Below are 26,649 nucleotides of genomic sequence, written 5' to 3' on the forward strand. Positions count from 1 at the left end.
CCTAACTATCCTTTTCGATTCTTTTATGTCCGGTTACTTTCCATTTGTCACTGTTCAGTGACCTGCGGTTCGGTACCCCCCCCCGCCGGATTTTATGCTTCTAATCGTCTTTTCCAGTACCTTCATCTCAACCGGTTTTGAAACATGTGCATTCATACCGGCTGCCAGAGAATGCTGAATGTCCTCTGAGAATGCATTGGCAGTCATGGCAATGATCGGTATCGTCTTTGCCAGTTCATGGGAACTTCTGCGGATTGCCCTCGTCGCCTCATAGCCATTCATAACAGGCATCTGCACATCCATCAGGATCATGTCATAATCACCTGGAGCAGACTGCTCAAATGCCTTCAAAATCTCTTCACCATTTTCACAGATGGTACATTCCGCACCTGCTATCTTTAACAGTTCCGTCAGGATCTCTGCGTTCAACTCATTATCCTCTGCACACAGGAATTTCATTCCCTGCAGGATATTACCATCCTGCTCATCTGTTTCTTCTTGTGTCACCAGAGCAACTGTTCTATCCTCTGCAATTTTCAGATCCATGAGAACCTCAAAACAGCTTCCCTGTCCCAATTCACTCTCCACATCAATGGTACCTCCCATTGCCTCAACCAGATTCTTAGTAATCGCCATTCCAAGTCCGGTTCCCTGTATTTTATTTGTAAGGGAACTTTCCGCACGGGTAAACGCATCAAAAATTGTATCCTTGAAATCTGCCGACATTCCCATACCATTATCGCTAACTAAGAAACGGTACTTTGCATAGACAGATGACTTTGTCTCACATTCTTCTACAAAGAACTGAATTTCCCCACCTTCCTGGGTATACTTCACTGCATTGGAAAGCAGGTTGCTGAAAATCTGTATCAGGTGAACCTGATCCCCATTCACCCACTCATGTTGAATATTTTCTTTTATGATTGTAAGGGTCTGCTGCTTTTCATATATTTGAGTATGAAATATAGTGTCAAGTTCCTGTACAAGATCCAGAATAGAAAAGTCAGAATACTTGAATACTGTTTTTCCCGCCTCAATCTTGCTCATATCCAGAACGTCATTGATAATTCCCAACAGATGCTGCGATGAAATATCTATTTTATCTGCATACTCTATAACTTTTGCTTTATTACCTGCTTCATGTCTGATCAAAGATGTGATACCAATGATTGCATTCATAGGTGTGCGAATATCATGTGACATATTAGACAGGAAATCCGTTTTCGCCTTATTTGCATTTTCAGCTGTCTGTAAAGCCTCTGTTGCAACGTTCTTTGCCTTTTTCAGTTTTTGATTGACTACTTCCATTTCCTTCATTGTTTGTAAATGAAGTTCATTATTTCTTTTTTCATATTCTGCTTTTTGATCTGCAAGACTAAGTCTGGAAATACTGTAGAATAATCCGGCAAAAAGTAAAAGTATAAAACCTGCCATGAGTATTGTTGTAAACAACACCGTTTTCTGGTAATCCATCAGCACATTGTCCACAACTCCCTTGGCCACAATGCACACCAAAATGGTGTTGTTGCTTTCTATCGGGCAATACCCCAGATAATAGGGGTTCTGTTTTCCCAAAAGTGCAACTCCGGATTCTCTGTTATCAAACTTCTTTTTGAACAAATCAGCCTCTTCTTCTGTAATAGCCTGTTCCCCTTTTAAATGTTTTAACAAAGAATAATTACGCAGGTATTTATCTCCACTCTGGTTCGTATACGTAATATTTCCGTCATGATCCAGCATGAACAAATATGCTTTTCCATGATAACCTTTCAATTTTAACATGGAATCCAGTTTCGAATGATCATACACAGTTCCAATTGCCGTATAAGTTTCTCCATTGATCGTGTATTCCTGACATGGAATCGCAACCAGATAACCGTCTTTTTTCTTCTGATCATAATCAAGACGCACCAGTTTTCCAATATTGTATCCGTTCTTTAAGTCCAGCAGAAGTTTACTTGGCATATCAATCCGCATTTTTGTTCCACCTGCTGATATTGCCTGACCATTTTCCTGAAGGAATATAAGAGTACTTTCCGATTCTTTTTCCCATGCTTCAAAGAAATTTTTGTTCGTATCCGTTTCAAGAGACAGTTCCCTCTCATGAAGTAAGAATTCCTCAACCAACTGCAGCTGGCTGTAGTATCCACTCACCTGAAGATCATAGGTCTGCTGTATCTGTTCAACAACAGCTCCCATACTGCTTTTTCCATTTTCGCTGATATACTTATTAGACTTACTTATAAGATACTTGATACAAACTAAGCTTAAAAGAATCATAAGTAGTATAAGCAACAGCCTTGTTATTTTTTTTCTTTTGTTTACCTTTTGTTCTATCTCCACTTTTACTGTTCAACCTCTATATAGTCTTCCGGTGCTGACGGCTGCTGTCCATTTGACATTGCTTCGGTCCATGCACTTGATAATGTTGTATCTTTAAGCTGCTCAATCTCACATTTCAGATTTATTTTTTTCAAAACAGACATTGTGGTGTCTGTAAGAAGAATCGAGTATTCCTTTTCTTTGTCTATTTTCTTATCATTAACTGTTAAGTCCTTTAACGAAAATCCACTTTCCTCTTGATTGACGATCATTTTCATACCGGATGCAATTGGTAATTCGTATTTATTGGTTACGTAAAAATTCTCATCAGCATCAGCAAGATAATTTTCCACGAGTTCATAAACCTGTTTACCATTGATTTTTGCAACATATAATGGTGTATCTGAACTCTTCGCTGTCATCATGCCAACCCGGCTGCTGGTGCATTCTCCTTTGTACATAGAAGAAGTGAAATAATAATATGGTGCCAGAGCCAGCTGTGCATCATTTTCTTCTCTGATCGTAGTTAAAATGGAAGATGCTGCATCACGGCCATTTCTATCGTTCAGTGAAATGGAATATTCATTTTCAAAATTCACCGTTGCTTTTTCTTCTGGATCTTTACGATTCATTACACTGCGAAAAGTATCATAAGCCTGTATTTCATCCATTTCCCCTGACAGTAATCCGTGAACAGCCTCAAGACTTGCATCAAATGATTTTTGGGCGGAATATCGGATATAAACAGCATTATGATTAATTTCCTCTTCCAGTCCAGGCACATCCTGCATCATGGTTGGAACATCTGTATTCAATGAAATAACACCGCTTCCATCCGCAATCAGCTTTTGCCCCTCTTCTGAAATCATACAATCCAGCACATCCAGCGCAGTATCCAGTTTCTCCCGGTCTTTTTCCAGGTTTTTGTTAAATGCAATGTTTAAGGACGGAGTCATGTACACATAGGATTCATCCGATGTCTGTGAAAAGTAAGGAATACGGATCAGCTCCGCATCCATCTGTTTCTGCAGCTGCTGCATAACCGTCGGATGTCCATGAAACATTGCTGATTTTCCTTCGACAAACATCTGGGTTCCTGTATTGATATCAATATTGATATCTTCTTTACCAAAATGCGAGTCCTTAAGAAACTGACTGGTTTCTGAAAAAATACGTTTCCATAATACATCATCAAACTTTACTTCATCCGCTGCAGTCTCTGCACCGTTTCGCCATTCAATACCATCCAGGCTTGTAAACTCACCGATTGCCGCCGCCTGGATGATTTCATTATTAGACCAGTCTTCCCTAAGATCCATGGAATACGGTTTTATGCCATTATCATAAAACTGCTGACAGGCCTGTACATATTCCTCATAATTTTCTGGAATCTTTACGCCATACTGATCAAACAGTGTTTTGTTGGCAATGATCGTCTGCGGAATACCACAGATTGGCAGCCACTGGATTTCATCCTCCGCATTCTTATAATATTGCACCGCATAAGAATAATACTTGGAAACAACATCATAAGAAGCAAAATCCATAAGATAAGGCTGTAAGTCCTGTGCATCTGTTCCAGAAAATCGACGTACTGTTATAATATCCGGTAATTCATCATGTTCTTTAAAATAACTGTATAAATCGGTATCATTGTTACCTATAATAAATTCAATATCCTGATCTGGAAACTGTTCATGGATATAGGGTGCAATATTTTTCATCAAACGATTTTCCCACAGATAAACGGTAAGATGATCATCATTTATAGATACTTCTTTCTTTGACTGTCCACATCCAGACAAGACAGCAGATGCTACAAGTACACCTGACACCACTGCTATCAGACAACGTTTTGCCTTTTTCATACTTTTATTTTCCTCATTCTTTCCTGATAAAATCATTATTGTTACGTCTATGAAATAACACCGTAAAAAAGCACCGTCAGACAGACAGTGCACCTCATTTTATGCAACTGGCTGCCATTTTAAAGGCCCTGTAGCTTTGCGTCCCAGACTTTCATCTGGTTTGCCAATTTCCTTATTATAGCTTTAATCTTATGCAAAAAACTGATTTTATTATACTTTAGTGTTCTACTATACACAAGAAAAAAATTAACATTTTAACGTTCAAAAACAAAAAAAGAACAGCCGATACATATACTCGAACTGTTCTCCTACTTCCGAAGTCCACGCAGCATTGACATTACTGTTTCCTGCTTATTTGTACTCAGATCGTTCCATATCCCTAGAACTTCTTTCTGTTTTTCTGTCAGATTCTCTGAATTATCTTCCTGAAAAAACTGCGATAATGTCACGCCCAAAGCTGCACATATTTTTTCAAGTGTGATCAGCGACGGCAGGTTTTCCTGCTCTGGTTCATATGGTACTTACAATTCCACGTTGTATGTGATAAACTATTATTGTCCATTTGGACTACCTTTACAATCCTTTTTACAACAAGTATACTTATTATATCGAAAAAATAATATGAAAATATCTGCAGAAATTATTAAGATATTGCCAAAACATAGAAAACAAATCACGGAGATAACAGAAACCACACTTCCCATCGGACAGATCGCCCTGCAGACCGGCTTCAGCCAGCAGTCCTATTTCGGAAAATGTTTCCGTGAAAAAATGAACTGCTCCCCACGGGAATACCGCAAGAACAGAACCGAATGCCGCTTTGTATAAAATGGCATCCGGTTCTGTTCTTTTTATTTCGCTGCGGCACTTGCCCAAAACGCTCTGTTTCTTCCCGCAACCCATTTATTTTCTTTCACACAGTAGCTTCCTCTTAAACGAATATCTTCTGAAGAACTTCCGACCTCTACTGCATATCGTCCTTTTTCCACTTTCCAGTGCATATCAATGTCCAGAAAAGCCATTTGATCCGTTTTCACCTCAAAGCATACCGTTTTCTTTTCGCCCTTTCGCAGGTGAATGCGCTTAAAACCTGCCAGTTCTTTTACTGGTCTTGTCAGGCTGGCATATTCATCTCGTAAATAAAGCTGGACAACCTCATCTCCTTCACAGCTTCCCGTGTTCTCAACAGCGCAGGAGATCTGAACCGTATCTGCTGCCTTTTCATTTCCCATCGAGATATGTAAATCCGAATATGTAAATGTTGTATACGACAGTCCGTATCCAAAATAATATCTCGGTCTGTGCGGCATATTCACATAATTGGCAAAACCGATACTGCCGCTCTGATCCCAGGAGGAACCATATGGATGATTGTAATAAACCGGAAGCTGTCCCACTCCATAAGCAACGGTAACCGGAAGTTTTCCTCCCGGATTATATATTCCGGTTAAAATATCAACTACTGCTTCTGCTCCTGTTTCTGATGGACTCCATGCTTCCAGAATAGCATCTAAATATTCCTCTGCAGCATCACTGGAAATCGGTCTTCCATCAAAGTGAACGCCAACCAATGGTTTTCCAAGCTGCGCAGCCTTGCGAATAAATGCATCCTGACATTTTGGAAGGTTAATATCAGTACTGTCAATTCCTTCTCCCATTGATGCCATGGAACACGTTCCGTGCTTACCGCCAAGCGTCAGTATCACAATGTCTGCCTGCTTTGCTGCCTGCAGCGCTTCTTCAAAATGACTTTCGTCGTTTCCTGCAATCGGATAGCCATATGCATATAAAATCTCACTTTCCGGAAAGCGGATTTGGAATTCTTCATACAGATTTCTGCATTGCGGTTTCTGTCTTTTCAGGATCTGATCAAACTGCTCTGTCTCATCAGACTGAATATTGGTTCCCGGAACCGTAATAATCTCATCTGCATCTGCCTGTACAACTCCGCTTACACCTGCAATAGAATTGGCAATCGCATAGGTAGACTCCATCATACACATATGTGTGTATCCACCAAACATTTTTCTGGCATACCCGGCATGCGGTCCGATCACCGCGATTTTTTTCCCTTTTGCCGCAATCGGCAATACGCCGTCATTTTTCAGCAGTACCATGGATTCTCTGGCCGACCGCAGGGAAGTGTTCCTGTCTGCTTCCTGCATTACAAGAGCATGAAGCTCTTTTCCTTCCAGCGCATAGGGATTTTCAAATAAGCCCATTCTGAATTTTCCCTCCAGAACCCGCAAAACCGCTGTATCCAAAATATGGATATCCAGTTTTCCACTTGAAAACATCTCTTTTAATTTCTCATTATAGCCAGTACAGGACGGCATCTCGATATCCATTCCCGCATGAAGACACATCGCACCGGCTTCTTCAAATGTTTCTCCAATATGATGTACACTATGCGCATTTCCCACTGCACCGTAATCGCTGATGCACATGCCGTCAAATCCCATTTTTTCCCGAAGCAGTTTCGTAAGCATGTTATGAGAAGCAGATACATCTTCTCCATTCACAGCGCAATAACAAGGCATAATACCTTTCAGATCTGACTCTGTGATTGCTGCCTGGAAAGGTTTTGCAAACACTTCTTCTAAAAGTCGCGTCGGCGTTTCGCTGTGTGTTCCATGAATTCCACCCTGCGAATTATGAAAAGCCACAAAATGTTTTGCCACACTTTCTGCTTTTCTTGAAGCAACTGTATTCTTTTGTATTCCTTTCGTATACGCTGCCCCCATCGCACTTACAAGGGAAGCATCTTCTCCATAACTTTCTCCAAAACGGCCCATACGCGGATCTCTTGCCACATCCAGAACCGGTGCCAGTATATGGGTAATACCACAGGCCGTTTCCTGTCTGCTCACAATTTCTGCAATCTGTTCTTCCAGCTTGGGATCAAAGCTTGCTCCCCTGCCAATCCCAGACGGAAAACTGGTGGAGTCCTGAATGAAGGCCCCGCACAATCCTTCCATATGAAAGATTGCCGGTATTCGATGGGCACTGTTTTCCATCACAATCTTCTGCACTTTTCTCTGCCATGCAGCCACTTCATCAAGTGTCTCCATCCTGCGCATTTCCAGCGTGCTTACTTCTCCCATTCCGTATTTTGTCTCCTGCTGAATTTTTTCAAAGTTATAGGCATCCTGATCAAAAGGAAAAACACAGTTAATCTGTGCCATCTTTTCATCAAGGCTCATTTCTTTGAGCAGAAGAGAGGCTCTTTCTTTGGCACCCAGTGTATGATCCCTATATGATTTCATTTAAATACGCTCCCCTTTCTCAAATAACTTCAGAACATGTAACAATCTTGCAACACTCCTTTCCAGATCTTTTCTGGTAATCCGTCTCTCCTGATAGGCCTGCAAAATCTGCCGGATCACCGGCGGGCCACCCGGCATCACAATATCATTTCCCGCTGCCACAGCATCGCCGCCATCTGCGACAATATCCATATCGCCCCAGTCAGTAACGACAACACCATCAAAGTTCCATTCTTCCCGTAAAATATGCGTACACAAATCTCGATTTCCAGCTGCAAGAACCCCATTAATTTTATTAAACGATGTCATAATAAAGGATACTCCGGCATCTCGAACCAACATTTCAAAAGGTTTCAGATAAAGTTCCCGCAATGCACGTTCCGTAAGGATGGAATCTACCGCATCGTACCGCTTCTTCGCACTTCCTCTTCGATACGTTTCCTGTTCATTCACGGCAAAATGTTTGGGGCAGACGCGGACAGGATGATTTTCCTGAACGCCCTTTGTAATCTGGACCGCACAGATTCCGGTCAGATAAGGATCCTCCGAAAAATATTCAAAATTTCGCCCGCAAAGCGGATTCCGGTGCAGATTGACTGCTGGTGCCAGCCATACGTCAACCGCTTTCTTTTCGCACTCTGCGCCAACCGCATTTCCAAACGCTTCCCACAGTTCTTTATTGAATGCGCAGGAAATCAGCATAGCCGTTGGCCAGGCCCCCGTTCCCACACCTGCCGGTCCATCTTTATAAAAAATGGAATGAATACCTTTTTCTGGCATAGCCGGGGAGACATATCCTTTTGCTCCGACTGGATGATCGTTTTTGGTCAGTGGATTTCCCTGACCATCCAATATAGTTTCCGGCTGTTCCTGTTTGCTGAACGCTGCAAATGGAATTCCAGGTCCATACCCCACACACAATGCAGCCAGCTGTTCGATACTGAAATTTTTTACTTGTTCCATTTCATCCCGTAAAAGATCATATCTTTCCTGCTCTTTTAAACCATCGGTCTCTTCTTTTTTCTTTTCATGCATTCGGACCTTTTTTCGTCCTTCTCTTGCAGATAGTACCTGCAAATGCTCTACATTGCAGTTTTGCACGCAAAGACGATTCACACATTTTTTAATTACGTAATCTTCTCTTATCTGGATTTCTCCTGCAAAAATTGTCTCACGGGATGAATTTCCGATAAAAAACTGATATTTTCCCTTTTCCAGGATATATGATGCAGATGTCTCAACATATCCTGCCAGATCCTGCATGGATATTCGGATCGAAATATTCTGTTTCTCCCCCGGAGCAAGAAGTCTCGTTTTTGCAAAGCCTTTTAATTCTTTTTCCGGTTTTTCCGACTCTGTACCAGAGCAGGACAAATAAAGCTGTATCGTTTCTTTTCCTGCATAATTTCCGGAATTTGTTACCTCCGTAATAAATTCCACCTCTTCTTTTTCCTGTTTCATCTCTTTCGGAAGAATCGTAAACGATGTGTAAGACATTCCATATCCAAAGGGGTACAATACCTGTTTCCGAAAAGTATCAAAATAGCGATACCCCAGATAAATGTCTTCCTGATACACCGTTACCGGGCTTTTCGTATATCCTGTACTTCCATTTGCCTTTGCATCCAGTCCATAATTTTCGTAAGTTAAAATTTCATCTTCCTGTTCTTTATTCCAGGTGAAATTTTCTGCTGTCGGGTAGTCTTTGAAAGACTCTGCCATGGAAAAACTTAATTTGCCAGATGGATTCACAGCCCCCGTCAGAATATCAGCTAATGCTCCGCAGCCTTCTTCGCCCGGAATTCCCAGAAACACCACGGCCTTAATTGCGGAATAGGCGTTCACCCACTGCATATCGATCATTCCATTAATATTCAGTACAACGATCACATGTGGAAAAACACAGCACACCTGTTCCAGCAGTTCTTTTTCGGATTCGGTAAGTTCATAATCACCTTTGATGTGCCTGTCACATTCTTCCCCACCAGCATTCCTTCCCAGCACAAAAACAGCGGTATCGGTAAACTCCCTGGCTTTCTGCATCAGCTGCTCCGGAATGTGATACTCTGTCCACATCGGCTGATATTTTCCAAAGATCTCATACATAAAACCACAGTTCATATTTTCTACATTTGTGATATCAATACCGTCAATCACAAACTTTTCCGATTCGTTTTTTTGATGGCTGGTATAAAATTGTTTTAACCCTGCTTCTGCACAGATTCCTCTTTTTTCACATTCACATAAGAGATTCTTGTTTGCAAGGGATTTGGATGCTCCCGAACCGTTTCCCGAAAAAATGGTTTCTATCTGTGCCCGTCCCAAAAAAGCCACCTTTTTTTCTTTTAATGGCAAGATCTGCTCTTCATTTTTCAAAAGAACAATTGATTCTTCCACAAGTTCCTGAAAAATACTTTTTTTCATCTCTTTTCCTTTCTTTCTGCTGATGTCTTCATAAACAAGCCTCTTTTGTCTATTTACGCAATATAACATGGACTTCATGCATTTTTCCATCCTTGAAATCAGGCAGCACAAACCCATCTGCTTTGTCGGACATATCGCAAACTGCTCCGTCTGTCTTAATTTCAAGCACTCCTTTTTCCAGATGATCTGGATTTTCGATGATTACATGATAATCAGCACCTCGAAAATGTCTGGTCACTTCTGCCTTTTCCCATTCTTTCGGCAGACACGGATCGATCCGCAGTCCATCGTAATCCCGTTTGATTCCGAGAATTCCTTCGTACAATCCCATCATGCACCACGCAGAAGTTCCCGTTGTCCAGGACTGGTAGGATCTTCCATAATATCCGGGATTAGTAGAATAACAGTTTGTAAAAACATATGGTTCTGCTCCGGATTGCATGGATGGATTTTTATCACTGTCCGGCATAATTTTTTTCAGTGTTTCGAATGCTTTGCTTCCTCTCCCCACCTTGCAGTCCATCAGAATTTTAAACCCTGTAGCATGACAGTATACACCACCATTTTCAAACAATCCTGGCAGCATGCCGGACATTCTCCCTACATTTGGCGAATACTTCTGATACGGCGGAAGATTTAACGGAAATCCAAAATCATGCTCCATGGAATCCACTGCTTTTAATATCTTTGGTAATTTCTCTGCATCTGCAACATCTCCTAAAACAGCCCATGTCTGCGCGTTCAGATAAATTTTGCTTCCTTCGCTGTTTTTGGAACCAATATTCTCCACATCACTTAACGCCCGCATGTACCACGCTCCATCCCATGCATATGCATTAATGCTGTTTCGTAAGATACGATATTCCTCTGCTATTTTTCCGGCATATACCTGATCGCCTTTTTTCTTCAGTAATGCTTCTAATTCCTTCAGTGCCAGGCAGAACTGATGGGAAAGCATTACGGATTCCGCATATTCATCCGTTGTAACATTGAGTGCATCATTCCAGTCCGCAAAATAAATCCGTACCAGTCCATGCTTTCCTTTATCCTGCAGCAATCGATTCACAGCCGCTTTCACATGATCCAGAACAGCCGCCTTCCCTCCATCCTGCCATTCAATCTCCAGATCCAGGATAGAAAAGTCTCCCGTTTCTTTTATCAGCTGGCAGACAGCCCATATGATCCAGAACGGCTGATCGGAATACCGGGTATCATCATAAGGATACCACGTAAGAACTCCATGACCATCCCGAAACTGATGGCGAAGACATTCCAGAATCTCTTTTTTTGCTGTTTCCTGCCGATAGTTTAACAGGCCGACTGCAATCTGAAGATTATCGCGGACTCCTTTTTTCCCGACAATGCAAAAATCTACCTGTTTTTTCACCCAGTTATTCATCATGTGATTGATTTTTTCATCCGGCGTTTCCACGGTCAGCGAACGATATTTTTCCAGATAATGCGTTTCTGCTTTTTCAAGTTCCTTTTCCACAGCTGCAGAATTGGAAAACTTTTCCGATACCGCCCTTGCCTCTTCGAGTGATTCACTGATTCCAAATACAAACTGTAATTCTTTTTCTTCTCCTGGCTGTAGCACAATTTTATGCTGCAGCACACCGCCAAGAATAAAAAGGGCCGCTTTGGAATTTGTACAGTCTTTTCCCTTTACGACAATGTCCGGTCTCTGGAAAAGCGCGCTTGCTGATGCATCCAGCCTTGTTATGGTACTGGTTGTCCCGCAAAATGCTTCCAGATTTCCATCATATGCGTATGCCAGCTCTGATGCTGCCAGAAATGCGTTGTATCTTTTGTGCGGTGCGAAAGGATGTGCGGATCTGCAATATACACCCTTTAACTTTTCATCATAATCTGTTTCCATACAACGATACATTTCATAATATCGCGGATAAGAAAAGCCCTCCAGATAAAAGCTGACTGCTGAAAATATGCTGAGATGGCGCTGTCTTTCCCCTGTATTTTTTATTTTCAAAGTCCACACTTCCTGGTATCCTTCTTCCGGTACAAACAGCCGCCAGGAACTTGCAATATTCTGATAAGAAGACTGGATTCTGGAAGATCCAATGCTGTGTACGCACTGATAATTTTCTACTTCCGTATTTAATGGACCTTCGCCGATATTCCAGCATTCTTTGCTTTTCTCGTCTCTTAGATAGATATATCTTGCATCGTCCTGATTCATCATACACATATCTGCTTTTTCACTGAGGTAATAGCTGCGCCCATGTCCTGTCTGGGAAATCTGCGCACAGTAATGATTTTCATTCCACAGATAATTATACCAGTATCTTGGTGTTCTGGTTTCTGTTATAATGCAGGAATTTCCATCTTCTGAAAATGTATAAGGTTTCTTTTTTTCATTGCATAATGTATCGCTCATTTTCAATTCTCCTTATTTTTAACCTACAGAGCCTGCCACTGGCAGTTTCTGTAAATTGAATGACAACTGCAAAGTCGGTACAGTCTTTCCTGTACCGACCTTGTAGTTTCTCCGTTTATTTTTTCTCTTTTCTCGCAAGTACTTCTTCCCGCATCTTTGGTAATTTTTCTTCCAGATCAAATCTGGTAAAAATCAGGAACATAGCCAGGTTTACAACCAGCGGAAGATAGTTGGAAAATCCATAAATCGAATATCGCATGGAAGCAGTTGCACTTTCCAGCGATGCCTGATATCCGCCAATGGCAAGAAATGCGGATAAGATAACAGATCCAAGGCCGCTTCCCACTTTACTTCCAAATCCTATGGCTCCGCCCGACATTGCAACTAATTTCTTTCCATATTTCCATTCGTTATAATCTACCGTCATTGCTGTTAATACGCCGTACAGACACATCAGTGGAATCTGGATAAAGCTCGCCACAAGGCTGGTTGCTGCATAAACCATAAAGTTTTCCGGAATAAAGCAGCGGATCAGGGATGGAATGGCAGCTCCCATTAACCCAAGCTGAATTGTTTTTGTAACACCCAGCTTCGAAATGATCGGCTTGGAAACCACAAATCCGATTACCGTTGCCAGCATACCTGCCGCTCCTATGACTGCAACAAGATTATCGTTGCCAAAAATCCATTTTGCATAGTATGTACCCGAGGCTGCTGCCACTGCAGCGGTAATATTGGTAATCAAATTGAACAGAAGAACGATCACCCAGTATTTATTCTGCAATAACATTTTTATAGCATCTTTAAATGGAACTGCTTCCTCTTCTTCTGTTTCTGATGCGTTTTCCGATTCGCTTTCATAATCCGAAGCAAATTTTGCTTTTCTTCCATTGTTGTAGCAGATCAGGAAAAGTAATAAAACGCCAAGTGCAAGCGCAACACCATATTTGATCCATGCACTCTGTGTACCACCCAGCATATTGGTTACCGGAATTGTGATAATAGCAATGATTGTTCCGGCACCGTAGTTTCCGACTGCACGGAACAGCCCCATATTGCTTCGCTCACTCTGGCTGTGGGTACGCACAATCATAACCGCTGAAAACGGTGTGGCAATCATAGTATAAATAACTGCTGTTAAAAGAAGATTGGTAACCAGTACATAAATCAATGCCGCTGTCTGTCCTGCCTGAATCGGGACCGTAAACATCATAATGATGATGACTGCTGCAGGAATCGCCATTTTCAGCATCCAGGAGTAATATTTCTTATTTCCACCTTTGGAGTGGTCAATCATATTTCCCACAAGAACGTCCGTCAGTGCATCTATAATCTTAGCGATCATCATCGCAATTCCGACTCCGCCTACCGCCATGCCGACTTTATCTGTATAAAAGTAAGTAAGCTGACCAACCAGATTGGCCATCACGCCTATCGCTAACTGACCTCCCATATCAGCCATATAATCTCTTTTTCTCATAACTCTTCTTGCCCCGTCTGCATCATAGAGGACTTTTTGTTTCTTTTTTCCCATATCTTTTTCTCCCATCGTTTTTTACAGCCGCTGTTTTATACTTGTATTCTATCAAGTATTTTGTTTCTTTTATTACATATAGCAATTTAATATTATATATTTGGGCATTCTTTTTTTATTTTTAAATTATATTGAACACTTGGAAGATTGCCTGACAGAAGAAAACATACTCCTTTTTCTGTCTCTTTTCCTTCTATTCTTCCAATTTCATTTCCCATTGGATCTAATGCTGTAAGAACGGCCTCCTTAGCTTTTACGTAGATTCTTCCTTCCAGCGTTTCGGCATATAATTTTCCCTGAAAGTGTACTGCAGTAAACGGAAAGCCCATCATCTGTGCACCTTCCTGATACGTTGTCTTGTCCATTCCCGTTGTTCCCATCGCAGTGATCACAAATTCCTCTGCCTGCTCCAGTTTTTCCTTTCCCACTGGAAGAAGTGCCAGCGTAATCCGCTCATTTTCTGACTGGATCTCAATTTTTTCAGACAGCCGCAGACTTTCTGCTGGGCTTCCACTGAAATATCCGCAATACGGTGTATGAATTACGAACCGGGCATGTGCCGGATCAAACACCAGCTCTTTTGTATCAGAAATCAGTTTTCCATCTACCAGACCACATTCCTCCGAAAGTATCTTCCATTCTTTCATTGCCCGGTCAAGAATTGCAGCAAATTCACGATAATCTCCTGTGCCTGCGATTTTCTGAATTTCATCAAAGACAAGTGCCTGTGCTCCCAGATACACGCCTTCTCGTATCTCTTCTGCATTCTTCGCTGCCTGTTTCAGCCTGTTGTGGTCTTTATATTTCCGCCATGCGTCACGATACGGTGACCATGCATAATACACACCGTGTTCTGCCTCCGAGAGATCTGCCCCATTCAAAAATCCTGCGTTCACTGCAACAGCCGCGTCTCCCTGATAGGTATCCCCTCCGTCCAGGAATACATTTCGCATACATGTGATGTAAGGTAAAAAAGTAGTTGGCATTGCGTGCATTTTCGGCAGTGTTTTCAAATCGTTCTGTGTATATACGACATCTACACGATTTTTAGCCGCCGATACCAGCCCTTTGAGAAATACAGATGCCATAAATCCCCACTGACAGATAACCGCCGGATCATTATATACATCAAAAACACTCCAGATTTCATCGTCCGGCTGATCGTCCGCCTTTTCCGACGTATGATAATTGTATAAAATCAGTCCGTCCCAGTCGTTCAAGCATGCATAGGCAACCGTGTGCACATATGCTGTCGAATGGAAAGGATGTTCCCCATATTCGTTCCACTCACTGAGCATGAAAGGCTTTCCTTTTACAATGGCAACGGAAGCAAGATTTAAAAGTGTTGTTGCCATAGAACCAACTCCTGTCTGCATGGTCAGCGGGTTCGTTGACACATATTCGGCCGGCCCTGCAACCAGATAGGTATTTGCCTCCTGGATCGGAAGCAGCGGGTGATTAAAATAGCTGTTATTTTCCATAAAATCCCCGTCGGTATGGCCATATACATCCGCTGCACCGGCAACCAGATTGCTTGTCACGATCGGAACTTTTACTCCAAGGGAATGAAGATAATCTTTCATATCCTGATAAAAATTACGATTCATCGTAATGCCAAATTCCATAAAATCAGCATAGCGGGCCGGACTTTCATTTTCTTCCCATTTTCCCAAAGGGTCGCATTCCGGCTGATAGAAATTACCTGCGGCTCCCTGCACAGTTCCTTTCTCCGGATCTTCTTCCTCGCCAAGCGCACATTTTCCTTCAAACGTCCATGCTTCTTTCAGACGCTCTCTTGTTCCATATTTCATCAAGAGGAAGCTGTTAAAACGATTTTGTACCTCATCCCGATATGGCTGCATCTCTTCCCGCTGATCCGTTTCCATCGTTCCTTTAATCGCAGAATCTTCATTATTGATCTGAACCGTGATCACCGCCGGATCGTCAATCAGTGCAAGACCTGTATAAGGATTCACATGACAGAGAATCTTTCTGGCATATTCTTTTTGCAGCTCTATCATCCGTTTATTGTACATGGGAAAACGTTTGATGCAGCTTCCCGCATTTCCTGGGTAGTCCAGTCCATCTCCTTCTACAAAATCTCTTGCAACGATAAGATCAATGTGAAGGTAAATACCCCGCTCTTTCAATTTTGCGACAAAATAGTCAAATCGATCCAGACCTTCCGGATGAAATTCTCTCCCGTTTCCTTTTTCATAATCTAAAAGTGGAGCTTCTTTACAGCTGGACCAGCTGCGTGGTTCTTCGCTGATTGGGGCATCTGCTGCATGGAGCCGAATCACATTCACGCCCAGGCTCGCAAAACGTTCCGCCAGTTTCTCTGCGGTTTCATGATCCGGGGTATTTGATCTTGCAGCCACATTAAACCCAAGAAATTTTGCCCTTACACCATCTTCAAAATAAAAATGGCCATTCCTTGTCGTTACAAATCCATGTTTTCCAGCTGGTGCATCCAAAAGATAAGAATAATCGAGAACACCTTTATTTGGATTCGTTTTATTAATTTTAATCGGTTGTCTCATACGTATGATCCGCCTTTCCTTTTTTCTAATCGCACTTTATCAAAAATGAAAGGAAAGATATTACATAAAAACATACAAAATTATATGTTTTCGTATTGTTATTTTTCTTTTTCCATTTTATACTTTAAATTTGGAAGTGAAGGAATCGTGAATTGCTTTGCAGAAACTTTCAAACGAAAATTTGATCCACTGCATCCCACAGATACCAGGAGAATATCATATGAATTATGTTACTTTTTGTAAAAATTACTATGCCGTTACAGGAATTCCTACGAATCTAATTACTGAAGCAGGAGCTATTTACTCTGCTTTATCAGAACAGCTCCACATCTCAACCGAGAGCCCTTATCCGCTTTATCCATCCGATTATAATCCCGAATTTCGTTTTGCATCTCCCGACATTGTATATGGCTCTGTCCAAATTGAAACTACTGGTGAATATATCATCTTAGGCCCGGTTTTTTCCGTTCCTGTGACAGATGAGCTCGTCCGCAGTTATATGCATGACTCTGCCACGCCCCTGAAGTACAAGGAAGTAATCGCTGAGGCTCTCGCCTCCATTCCCCGGTTATCACATATCCAATTTTGTCAGCATCTTGTTTTCCTGCATCAATGTGTGAACCACAAGGAAATCAGTGTGTTGAAATTATTGGGACAGCGTGCACCCCAGCAATTGCGGCAGAGCCAGCAGCATTTGAAATCCATTACAGAAAATATGGAAAATAAAAAGATGCATAACACTTACCAGTTTGAATGCGAACTTTTTCAGTTTGTTCAAAACGGAAATGTAAATGCTTTGCAGAATTTTTTGAAGAATAATACATTACAATTAGAAGAAGGCAGACTTGCAAAAACCCCGATTCGCCATGCCAAAAATCTTTTTATCGTGACAGCAATCAAAACCGCTGTTCTTGGTGCCATTCCGGGAGGAGTAGATATTGAAAAAACATATCAGCTTCTGGATCTTTATATTCAGGAATGCGAGGCACTGCAGTCACTGGAAAAAATCCAGGCACTGCAATACTCCATGATTCTGGATTTTTGTCAGCAGGCAGGTGAAACCAAAATCCCTGCTGGAATCTCAAGAGAAGTTTATACCTGTATGAATTTTATCCGTACACATACAAATGAATCCATCTCTGTGAATGATGTCGCGGATTCCATTCAGAAAAGTACTTCCTACACGATGAAAAAATTCAAAACTGAGCTCGGCTTTACCATAGGTGCTTTCATTACAAGATGTAAATTAGAAGAAGCTAAAATGCTTTTAACCTACAGTACAAAAAGTCTGGCTGAAATCAGCAGTTATCTCTGCTTTTCCAGCCAGCCTCATTTTCAGAGTTTATTCAAAAAACAGTATCATATGACTCCTTTAGAATACCGGAAAAAATCCGGTGTAATGGATACTATACGGCTTTAGTTTATCCTTTCCAGAGGCCCATTACAAAAAACTCACCTGCCGTTTTATCTTTTGTATGAAAACAGCAGATGAGGTTTTTGCTAAGAATGAACATCAGTGCAGATGATAAACCAGTTTCACAAACGCCGGATCATCATGGTTTACAATTTCACTGTGTCCGAGATCTTTGTAAAACAGAACATAAAAAAAGCTTTCAATCCTTGTTTCAATCCCTCTGAGTTCATCATACAATCTGTCGTTTCACCCCTTATTTTCTGACATTTCTGTGGAAATATACTTTTTTCTTCCTCCTTCATTGCGAATCTTTCCGGGAAATGCTATAATAGCCAAAGTTGAAAGCGCGAAATCCGAAGCATTTGCAAGCTGCTCCGGAAAAAAAGACCATCCCCCGGACAAAAAGAGAGGGGATATGTCCATCCTACGGGACATAAGAAAGGAGTTATTCTATGCCTTATGATGACGTACAAAAATTTTCAGAGGCAGCCGTAAACAAAGCAAGGCTGCTGAAAGAACACCCGGGGAAATACTTTCTCCGTGCAGTCATGGCCGGTTTCTTTATCGTGGTTGCCATGATTTTCTCCAACGTGGTAGGCAATACGTTCCAGAGTACAGATCCTGCCTGGGGAAAACTGCTTGGCGGTATTGTGTTTGCCATTGCGGTTCTGCTGATCGTTTTTATCGGTGCAGAGCTTTTCACCGGAAACAATCTTGTTATGGCATTTGGGGCCTATGACAAAAAAGTCTCCTGGGCACAGGTTGGAAAAGTATGGCTGGTAAGCTACATCGGAAACTTTGTCGGATGCCTGATTCTCTCCGTAATTTTCGTACTGGCAGGTGCTTCCGGTACTGCCGATTATTACGCAGGATTTATTGGAAATAAACTTTCCATTCCTGCCGGAGAAATGTTTTTCCGTGCCATTCTCTGCAACTTCTTCGTCTGCCTTGCCGTTGCCTGCGGCATGAAATGCAAAAATGAAGTTGCCAAATTTTTCATGATTATACTTTGCATCACCGGATTCGTTGTTGCCGGTTTTGAACACTGCGTTGCCAATATGGCCACCTTTGTTACCGCTGCACTTCTGGTCCCAGGCGGCATTTCTCTGACTGCCGCATTGAAAAGCATGGTCATTGTAACTATAGGAAACGCAATAGGAGGCGGTGTGCTCCTTGCCTGGCCGCTTCGAATGATGAGTGCAGATAAATGACAAAATCTTTATACATTGCGGAAAAACCGAGCGTTGCTCAGGAGTTCGCAAAAGCGTTAAAACAGAATATGCAGCGCAGGGATGGATACTTAGAGTCGGAGCAGTCCGTCGTAACCTGGTGCGTCGGTCACCTGGTTACGATGAGCTATCCGGAAAAATATGATCCTGCGTTAAAAAGGTGGAGTCTCGAGACCCTGCCTTTTTTGCCTGAAAACTTCAAATATGAAATTATCCCGGAAGTAAAAAAGCAGTTCACCATTGTGAGTAACCTGCTCCACCGGGAGGATATTGAAACCATTTATGTCTGTACCGACTCCGGGCGTGAGGGAGAATACATCTATCGTCTCGTCGCGCAGATGGCCGGTATCAAAGACAAGAAACAGAAGCGTGTCTGGATCGACTCGCAGACAGAAGAAGAAATCCTGCGCGGTATCCGCGAAGCGAAGGACGAAAGTGAATACGACAATCTTTCGGCATCCGCTTATCTCCGCGCCAAAGAAGATTACCTGATGGGCATTAACTTTTCCCGTCTTCTCTCGCTCAAATACGGAAGCGCTGTCGCATCGTATCTCGGCACTAAATATCAGTCTATTTCCGTCGGCCGTGTTATGACATGTGTGCTCGGCATGGTCGTACGCCGGGAGCGCGAAATCCGTAGCTTTGTGAAAACACCATTCTACCGTGTCATCGCCGGTCTTTCCTTAAATGGACGCAATTTTGAGGGGGAATGGCGCGCCGTAAAAGGCAGCCGCTACTTCAACTCTCCGCTTCTCTATAAGGAGAACGGCTTCCAGAAAAAAGAGGACGCACAGAAACTGATTGAGGAATTAAGCATGCAGAATCCTCTGATCCCGCATGTCCTGAAAATGGAGCGAAAAAAGGAAAATAAAAATGCGCCACTGCTTTACAACCTTGCGGAGCTGCAAAACGACTGTGCCCGCTTTTTCAAAATCAGTCCGGATGAAACGCTGAAAGTTGTTCAGGAGCTTTACGAGAAAAAGCTGGTTACCTATCCGCGAACCGATGCCCGTGTGCTTTCTTCTGCCGTTGCCAGGGAAATCAGCAAAAACCTGCGCGGCCTGCAGCAGTACGGTATCTGCAGCGGCCTTGCAAATGAAATTTTGCAGGGTGAAAGCTGGAAAAAGATTGGTTCCACCCGCTATACAAACGATAAACAGATTACCGATCACTATGCGATCATTCCGACCGGACAGGGCCTTAACAATCTGCGGAACCTCTCGGAACTCTCCGCAAAAGTTTATGAGACAATTGTCCGCCGTTTTCTCGGTATCTTCTATCCGCCGGCGGTCTATCAGAAAGTTGCTCTTGTCACCGAAATCGGCGGCGAGCAGTTTTTCTCCAACTTCCGCGTTCTCGTGCAGGAGGGCTATTTAAAAGCCATGCAGTATTCTTTCTTCCGTAAGAAAGAGGAGGACGACGAGGGCAGAAAGGAGGACGAGACGACTTGCGATCCCTCTTTTCTTGCAGCGCTGTCCCAGCTGCAGAAAGGCAGCGAGCTGAATCTTCTCGGCCTTTCTATCAAGGAAGGAGAAACCTCTCCGCCAAAACGCTACACCTCCGGTTCGATGATCCTTGCAATGGAAAATGCCGGACAGCTCATTGAAGACGAGGAGCTGCGCGAACAGATTAAGGGAAGCGGCATCGGAACGAGTGCGACGCGTGCTGAGATTCTGAAAAAGCTTGTCTTTATCAAATATCTTGCTCTGAACAAAAAGACGCAGGTTATCACCCCGACACAGCTTGGCGAAATGATCTACGACGTCGTACACCAGTCGATCCGCCCGCTTCTGAATCCGGAGCTGACGGCAAGCTGGGAAAAGGGACTTACCTATGTAGCGGAAGGCTCCATTACCTCCGAGGAATATATGGGAAAACTGGAAAACTTTGTGACACGCCACACGGTAAATGTGAAGCAGCTGCGGAATCAGTTCCAGCTAAAGAGCAGCTTTGATGCGTCCGCGCCGTATTACAGAAAAGCCTCTTCCACGCGCTCCCGTACCGGGAAACGTACCGCTGCAGAAGACTCCTCTGCAAAGTCCTATTCCACCGCCAGAAAAAAAGGCGCACAGAACTCCTGAAATGTGGTAAGATAAACAGGAACTAAAACAAGAAAGGATGAATCACGCATGAAAGATGCAACCATTTCTGAACTTTATGATTTAACCCAGACCATTGCCGCAAAAATCTTTGAAGGCAAAACGTATCCATGGGAAGTGCTTCCGCTCATTAAAGATTTTATTCTTGAACTCGGCGAAACACTCGATCCGGCAGAATACGAAAAACGCGGCGAAAATGTCTGGATCGCAAAAGATGCCGTGATCGCACCGACCGCTTCCATTAACGGCCCATGCATCATTGGAAAAGGCGCTGAGATCCGTCAGTGTGCCTTTATCCGCGGAAACGCCATCGTCGGCGAAGGCGCTGTCGTTGGAAACTCCACCGAACTGAAAAATGTCATTCTCTTTAATAAAGTACAGGTTCCGCATTACAACTATGTCGGCGACTCTGTTCTTGGATACAAAGCCCATATGGGTGCCGGTTCCATTACTTCCAATGTAAAATCCGATAAGAAGCTCGTTGTTGTCAAAGGCGCAGATGAACAGATCGAAACCGGACTGAAAAAATTCGGTGCGATGCTCGGCGATGAAGTTGAGGTCGGCTGTAACAGCGTATTGAACCCGGGAACGGTTGTCGGAAGAAATTCCAACATTTATCCACTCTCCTGTGTTCGCGGTGTGATCCCGTCAGGTCATATTTTTAAGAATGCGAAAGAAATTGTCAAAAAAATCTGATAATTAAAAAAATTCTCTTTTATCGAGAGAAAACCAAACCGATTGATTTAAAAGACCGCCGGAAATTTTATCGTTTTCCGGTGGTCTTTGCAATTTTTTATCAAAATATGCTGGACGAATGACCAATTTTGTGAGACAATAACCATAGGTCTGTGAACAGGCTGGAAACAGTCCGTTCGAAAGACAAAAGCTCAAATAAGTACATATTTGAAAGGAGTTTAACAATGACTTATTCACACGAAGTAGAAATGATGTGTCCGGTTGCCCAGGGCGTGCATCACGGTGCAGCTCCGATTCCGGAGGAAGCAAAATGGGTAAAAGCAAAAGAAATCAAAGACATTTCCGGATTCACTCACGGTATTGGCTGGTGCGCACCGCAGCAGGGTACCTGCAAGCTGACTCTGAACGTAAAAGAGGGCGTTATCCAGGAAGCTCTCGTTGAGACCATCGGATGTTCAGGAATGACTCATTCTGCAGCTATGGCATCTGAGATTCTGCCAGGACTTACCATCCTTGAGGCACTGAATACTGACCTTGTGTGTGATGCTATCAATACTGCTATGAGAGAGCTCTTCCTGCAGATCGTTTACGGAAGAAGCCAGAGTGCATTCTCCGAGGACGGACTGGTTGTAGGCGCAGGCCTGGAAGACCTTGGTAAAGGACTTCGTTCCCAGGTTGGTACCATGTACGGAACTCTTGCAAAAGGACCTCGTTATCTGGAGATGACCGACGGTTATGTAACAGGTATCGCTCTGGATGCAGATGATGAGATTATCGGTTACAAATTCATCAACTTCGGAAAGATGATGGACTTCATCAAAGCCGGCGATGATGCAAACACAGCTTTCGAAAAAGCAAGCGGACAGTACGGACGTGTTGCTGATGCTGTTAAGATCGTTGACCCGAGAAAAGAGTAATCAGATAATTTAGGAGGATAGGAAAATGGCTTTATTTGAATCATATGAAAGAAGAGAGAAACAGATTCTGGCTAAGCTTGCTGAGTACGGAATCAACTCCATCGAAGAAGCTGCAGAAGTTACAAAAGCTGCTGGCCTTGATGTATACAAAATGATCGAAGGCATTCAGCCAATCTGCTTCGAGAATGCAAAATGGGCTTACACTGTAGGCGCAGCAATCGCAATCAAAAAAGGATGCCGCAAAGCTTCTGAAGCTGCTGCAGCAATCGGTGAGGGACTTCAGTCCTTCTGTATCCCGGGTTCTGTAGCAGATCAGCGTAAAGTTGGTCTTGGCCATGGTAACCTTGGTAAAATGCTTCTGGAAGAGGACACCGAGTGCTTCGCATTCCTGGCTGGACATGAGTCCTTCGCAGCTGCTGAGGGTGCTATCGGTATCGCTGAAAAAGCAAACAAAGTACGTCAGAAACCTCTGCGTGTTATCCTGAACGGTCTTGGAAAAGACGCTGCTCAGATCATCGCTCGTATCAACGGCTTTACTTATGTAGAGACTGAATATGACTACTACACCGGAGAACTGAAAGAAGTATTCAGAAAAGCATACTCCGATGGACCGCGTGCGAAAGTTAACTGCTACGGCGCTAACGACGTTCGCGAAGGCGTTGCTATCATGTGGAAAGAGAACGTTGACGTTTCCATCACCGGAAACTCCACCAACCCGACTCGTTTCCAGCATCCAGTTGCAGGTACCTACAAAAAAGAGCGTATCGAAGCTGGTAAAAAATACTTCTCCGTTGCTTCCGGCGGTGGTACAGGACGTACTCTTCACCCGGACAACATGGCAGCAGGTCCTGCTTCCTACGGTATGACCGATACTATGGGACGTATGCATTCTGACGCTCAGTTTGCAGGTTCTTCTTCTGTACCGGCTCACGTAGAAATGATGGGTCTCATCGGCGCAGGAAACAACCCAATGGTTGGTATGACTGTTGCTGTAGCTGTTGCTGTTGAAGAGGCAGCAAAAGCTGGCAAATTCTAAGATTAGCCAAACCTTGCGTAAATAGAATTATTTGAGCAGAAAAGAAGCGCCGCGGGATTTTCCGTATGGCGCTTCTTTTTTGCTGCTTTCGATATCCTGCAAACTATATTCTTTTGATCCATGCACAAAAAACGCCTCTGAACACAAAACGTTTCAGAGGCGTTTTTTATATCATTCTAAGCATTATTTTGCAGCGATAAACTTCTTTGCAACCAATGTCTCTGCACAAAGTACTGCTCCGCCTGCTGCGCCGCGGACCGTGTTGTGGGACAGACCTACGAATTTCCAGTCGTAGATGGAATCCTCTCTTAAACGGCCTACGTTGATTCCCATACCGTTCTCGTAGTTGACATCCAGTGTTACCTGCGGACGGTTATCTTCTGTCATGTAACGGATGAACTGTTTCGGTGCGCTTGGCAGATTCAGCTCCTGCGGAAGGCCTTTGAAGTTCTCCAGTTTTTCGATCAGCTGCTCTTTCGTCGGTTTCTTGCGGAATTTTACGAAAACAGCTGCGGTGTGTCCGTTTAATACCGGAACACGGATACACTGACAGGTGATCTTCGGCTCAGTTGCTTTTACGATCACGCCGTTTTCAATTTTACCCCAGATACGAAGCGGCTCCTGCTCGCTCTTCTCTTCTTCTCCGCCGATGAACGGGATGATGTTTCCTTCCATCTCCGGCCAGTCTTTGAAGGTTTTTCCTGCTCCGGAAATTGCCTGGTATGTGGTTGCAACCACTTCATATGGCTCGAACTCTTTCCATGCCGTTAATACCGGTGCATAGCTCTGGATTGAACAGTTCGGTTTTACAGCGATAAAGCCTCTCTTGGTTCCCAGACGTTTTTTCTGAAACTCGATAACATCGAAGTGCTCCGGGTTGATTTCCGGAACTACCATCGGAACATCCGGTGTCCAGCGGTGTGCGCTGTTGTTGGAAACAACCGGTGTCTCGGTCTTTGCATATGCTTCTTCAATCGCTTTGATCTCATCTTTCGACATATCAACAGCGGAAAATACAAAATCTACGGTAGATGCCACATGCTCTACATCATTTACATTCATCACAACGAGCTTTTTCACTGCTTCCGGCATTGGAGTATCCATTTTCCAGCGTCCGCCGACTGCTTCCTCATATGTTTTTCCGGCACTTCTCGGACTTGCTGCCAGGGTCACAACTTCAAACCACGGATGGTTCTCCAGCAGAGAAATAAATCTCTGTCCTACCATACCGGTTGCTCCTAAAATTCCTACTCTCAATTTCTGCTCCATTGGTTTCATCTCCTTGTTCTTCTGTGGCGTACATTTGTGCGTCTCATGTCATACTATACCAATTTTTTCAAAATTGCAACTGTTTTTTCAATTTTCCTGTAAATATTTTTTATTCTGCTCGATGACAGCCTGCATCGCATCTGCTCCCGGCGCACCGATCGTGTTGCGTCGTTCTACGCAGTTCTTCATGCTGATGGCATCATAAATATCATCCTCGAAGACCGGGCTGATCGCTTTGTACTCTTCGAGTTTCATATCATCAAGGGAGATTCCTTTGTCAATGCAGTACAGAACGAGACGGCCGACAATGCCATGTGCATCGCGGAACGGAACGCCTTTTCCAACAAGGTAATCAGCTGCGTCCGTTGCATTCGTGAAACCGTTCTTTGCACTGTTCTCCATGCGGTCTTTTTTGAAGTGCATGGTAGAAAGCATGCCATTGAACAGAGCCAGGCATCCTTTTACGGTGTCGATGGCATCGAAGGTCAGCTCTTTATCCTCCTGCATATCTTTGTTGTACGCCAGCGGGATTCCCTTCATAGTGGTGAGCATTGACATCAGAGCTGCGTAAACGCGGCCTGTTTTTCCTCGAACAAGCTCTGCGATATCCGGATTCTTTTTCTGCGGCATGATACTGCTTCCGGTGCTGTATGCGTCGTCGATGTCCACAAACTGGTACTCATTGGTATTCCAGATGATGATCTCCTCGGAGAAGCGGGAAAGATGCATCATAATCGTAGAAAGAGCACTGAGGAGCTCAATGACATAGTCACGGTCGGATACGGAATCCATGCTGTTTAAGGTCGGGCCGTCAAAGCCGAGCAGCTCTGCTGTGTAAGCGCGGTCCAACGGATACGTCGTTCCAGCCAGCGCACCGGAACCGAGCGGACAGTAATTCATTCTCTTGTAGATGTCTGCAAGGCGGCCTCTGTCGCGGCGGAACATTTCAAAATATGCGCCCATGTGATGTGCCAGTGTGATCGGCTGTGCTTTCTGCAGATGGGTGAATCCCGGCATATAGGTGTGAATGTTCTCTTCCATGATTTTTTCGAGTGTTACCAGCACCTCTTTGACGAGTGCATCAATCTCGGTGATCTCATCGCGGACATAAAGTTTCATATCGAGGGCTACCTGGTCATTGCGGCTTCTTCCGGTGTGCAGCTTCTTTCCGGCGTCTCCGATGCGGTCGATCAGGTTTGCCTCCACGAAGCTGTGGATATCCTCATATTCGCTGGTGATTTCCAGTTTTCCGCTCTCTACATCGGCAAGAATCCCCTCCAGTCCTGCAAGAATCTGGTCTCTCTCCTCTTCTGTCAGGATGCCCTGTTTTGCCAGCATCTTTACATGTGCCATGCTGCCTTTGATGTCCTGTTTATAGAATTTCTGATCAAAGCTGATGGATGCATTAAAATTATACACTAACTTGTCGGTCTCTTTTGTGAACCGTCCGCCCCATAACTGTGCCATTTTCATTCCTCTTTTCCTGTAAGTTTTTTAAATTATCATGCATTATTATACAAGCATCCAACCTTCCTTTGCAAGTCAAATCACCTACTTTCCCGAATTTCGGCGTTTTGTGTAGTTTTTTTCCAGCCAGCCCAAGATGCCGTACAATCCTGCCGCAACGAGGCAGA

At 43.5% G+C, this 26,649-nt stretch carries 16 protein-coding genes and 1 riboswitch; of the genes, 7 read left to right on the top strand and 9 right to left on the bottom strand.

Features of this window, described 5'->3' with window-relative positions; genetic code table 11:
- Nucleotides 1–54: 54 nt before the first annotated feature.
- Together DW642_RS11080 and DW642_RS11085 are read right to left on the bottom strand one after the other, a co-directional pair.
- On the bottom strand, nucleotides 55–2,199 hold the full coding sequence (locus DW642_RS11080) for an ATP-binding protein (RefSeq protein WP_117510208.1): 2,145 nt from the start codon (nucleotides 2,197–2,199) through the stop codon (nucleotides 55–57).
- Nucleotides 2,200–2,345: 146 nt separating this feature from the next.
- A complete protein-coding gene (locus tag DW642_RS11085) occupies nucleotides 2,346–4,190 on the bottom strand; it encodes an ABC transporter substrate-binding protein (RefSeq protein WP_117510209.1) in 1,845 nt (614 codons plus the stop codon).
- 99 nt (nucleotides 4,191–4,289) lie between these two features.
- Nucleotides 4,290–4,365, bottom strand: a riboswitch (cyclic di-GMP riboswitch).
- Between the two features lie 446 nt (nucleotides 4,366–4,811).
- On the opposite strand from DW642_RS11085, the gene DW642_RS16800 reads away from it, so the two are divergent.
- Entirely contained in the window at nucleotides 4,812–5,018 is a 207-nt protein-coding gene (locus tag DW642_RS16800) for a helix-turn-helix domain-containing protein (RefSeq protein ID WP_117510210.1), read from the top strand.
- Nucleotides 5,019–5,041: 23 nt separating this feature from the next.
- Here the strand turns inward: DW642_RS16800 and DW642_RS11100 are convergent, their stop codons facing one another.
- The 5 genes from DW642_RS11100 to DW642_RS11120 form a co-directional block, all read right to left on the bottom strand.
- Complete coding sequence (locus DW642_RS11100; protein WP_117510211.1) at nucleotides 5,042–7,456, bottom strand: glycoside hydrolase family 3 N-terminal domain-containing protein; 2,415 nt, start codon at nucleotides 7,454–7,456, stop codon at nucleotides 5,042–5,044.
- Nucleotides 7,457–9,880, bottom strand: coding sequence for a glycoside hydrolase family 3 protein (locus tag DW642_RS11105; protein ID WP_117510234.1), 2,424 nt, complete (start codon nucleotides 9,878–9,880; stop codon nucleotides 7,457–7,459).
- Between the two features lie 49 nt (nucleotides 9,881–9,929).
- Nucleotides 9,930–12,278: a GH36-type glycosyl hydrolase domain-containing protein gene (locus DW642_RS11110; RefSeq protein WP_117510212.1), complete on the bottom strand. Its 2,349-nt coding sequence runs from the start codon at nucleotides 12,276–12,278 to the stop codon at nucleotides 9,930–9,932.
- Between the two features lie 115 nt (nucleotides 12,279–12,393).
- The gene (locus DW642_RS11115) at nucleotides 12,394–13,812 is read right to left on the bottom strand and encodes an MFS transporter (RefSeq protein ID WP_242991176.1); all 1,419 of its coding nucleotides are present in this window, start codon (nucleotides 13,810–13,812) and stop codon (nucleotides 12,394–12,396) included.
- A 92-nt stretch (nucleotides 13,813–13,904) separates the two neighbouring features.
- The gene (locus DW642_RS11120; RefSeq protein WP_117510213.1) at nucleotides 13,905–16,355 is read right to left on the bottom strand and encodes a beta-galactosidase; all 2,451 of its coding nucleotides are present in this window, start codon (nucleotides 16,353–16,355) and stop codon (nucleotides 13,905–13,907) included.
- 220 nt (nucleotides 16,356–16,575) lie between these two features.
- On the opposite strand from DW642_RS11120, the gene DW642_RS11125 reads away from it, so the two are divergent.
- From DW642_RS11125 to DW642_RS11155, 6 genes are all read left to right on the top strand, one after another.
- Nucleotides 16,576–17,775 carry a helix-turn-helix domain-containing protein gene (locus DW642_RS11125; RefSeq protein WP_117510214.1) on the top strand — a complete coding sequence of 400 codons (1,200 nt, stop codon included), beginning with the start codon at nucleotides 16,576–16,578 and terminating at the stop codon, nucleotides 17,773–17,775.
- 446 nt (nucleotides 17,776–18,221) lie between these two features.
- Complete coding sequence (locus DW642_RS11135; protein WP_055228581.1) at nucleotides 18,222–18,980, top strand: formate/nitrite transporter family protein; 759 nt, start codon at nucleotides 18,222–18,224, stop codon at nucleotides 18,978–18,980.
- A complete protein-coding gene (locus tag DW642_RS11140; protein ID WP_117510215.1) occupies nucleotides 18,977–21,079 on the top strand; it encodes a DNA topoisomerase in 2,103 nt (700 codons plus the stop codon). Before DW642_RS11135 ends, DW642_RS11140 begins: the two co-directional genes overlap by 4 nt.
- 48 nt (nucleotides 21,080–21,127) lie before the next feature.
- Nucleotides 21,128–21,793 carry an acyltransferase gene (locus DW642_RS11145; RefSeq protein ID WP_055228579.1) on the top strand — a complete coding sequence of 222 codons (666 nt, stop codon included), beginning with the start codon at nucleotides 21,128–21,130 and terminating at the stop codon, nucleotides 21,791–21,793.
- 224 nt (nucleotides 21,794–22,017) lie between these two features.
- The gene (locus DW642_RS11150; protein ID WP_022463018.1) at nucleotides 22,018–22,710 is read left to right on the top strand and encodes an iron-sulfur cluster assembly scaffold protein; all 693 of its coding nucleotides are present in this window, start codon (nucleotides 22,018–22,020) and stop codon (nucleotides 22,708–22,710) included.
- A gap of 25 nt (nucleotides 22,711–22,735) precedes the next feature.
- Nucleotides 22,736–23,746, top strand: coding sequence for a GGGtGRT protein (locus DW642_RS11155; protein ID WP_022463017.1), 1,011 nt, complete (start codon nucleotides 22,736–22,738; stop codon nucleotides 23,744–23,746).
- A 183-nt stretch (nucleotides 23,747–23,929) separates the two neighbouring features.
- Here DW642_RS11155 and asd read toward each other — a convergent pair whose 3' ends face one another.
- Nucleotides 23,930–25,015: an aspartate-semialdehyde dehydrogenase gene (gene asd, locus DW642_RS11160; RefSeq protein ID WP_022463016.1), complete on the bottom strand. Its 1,086-nt coding sequence runs from the start codon at nucleotides 25,013–25,015 to the stop codon at nucleotides 23,930–23,932.
- An 87-nt stretch (nucleotides 25,016–25,102) separates the two neighbouring features.
- Entirely contained in the window at nucleotides 25,103–26,482 is a 1,380-nt protein-coding gene (argH, locus tag DW642_RS11165; protein WP_055228597.1) for an argininosuccinate lyase, read from the bottom strand.
- Nucleotides 26,483–26,649: the final 167 nt, after the last annotated feature.

The organism is Blautia sp. AM23-13AC (assembly GCF_003435675.1).
GTDB classification, from domain to species: domain Bacteria; phylum Bacillota; class Clostridia; order Lachnospirales; family Lachnospiraceae; genus Fusicatenibacter; species Fusicatenibacter saccharivorans.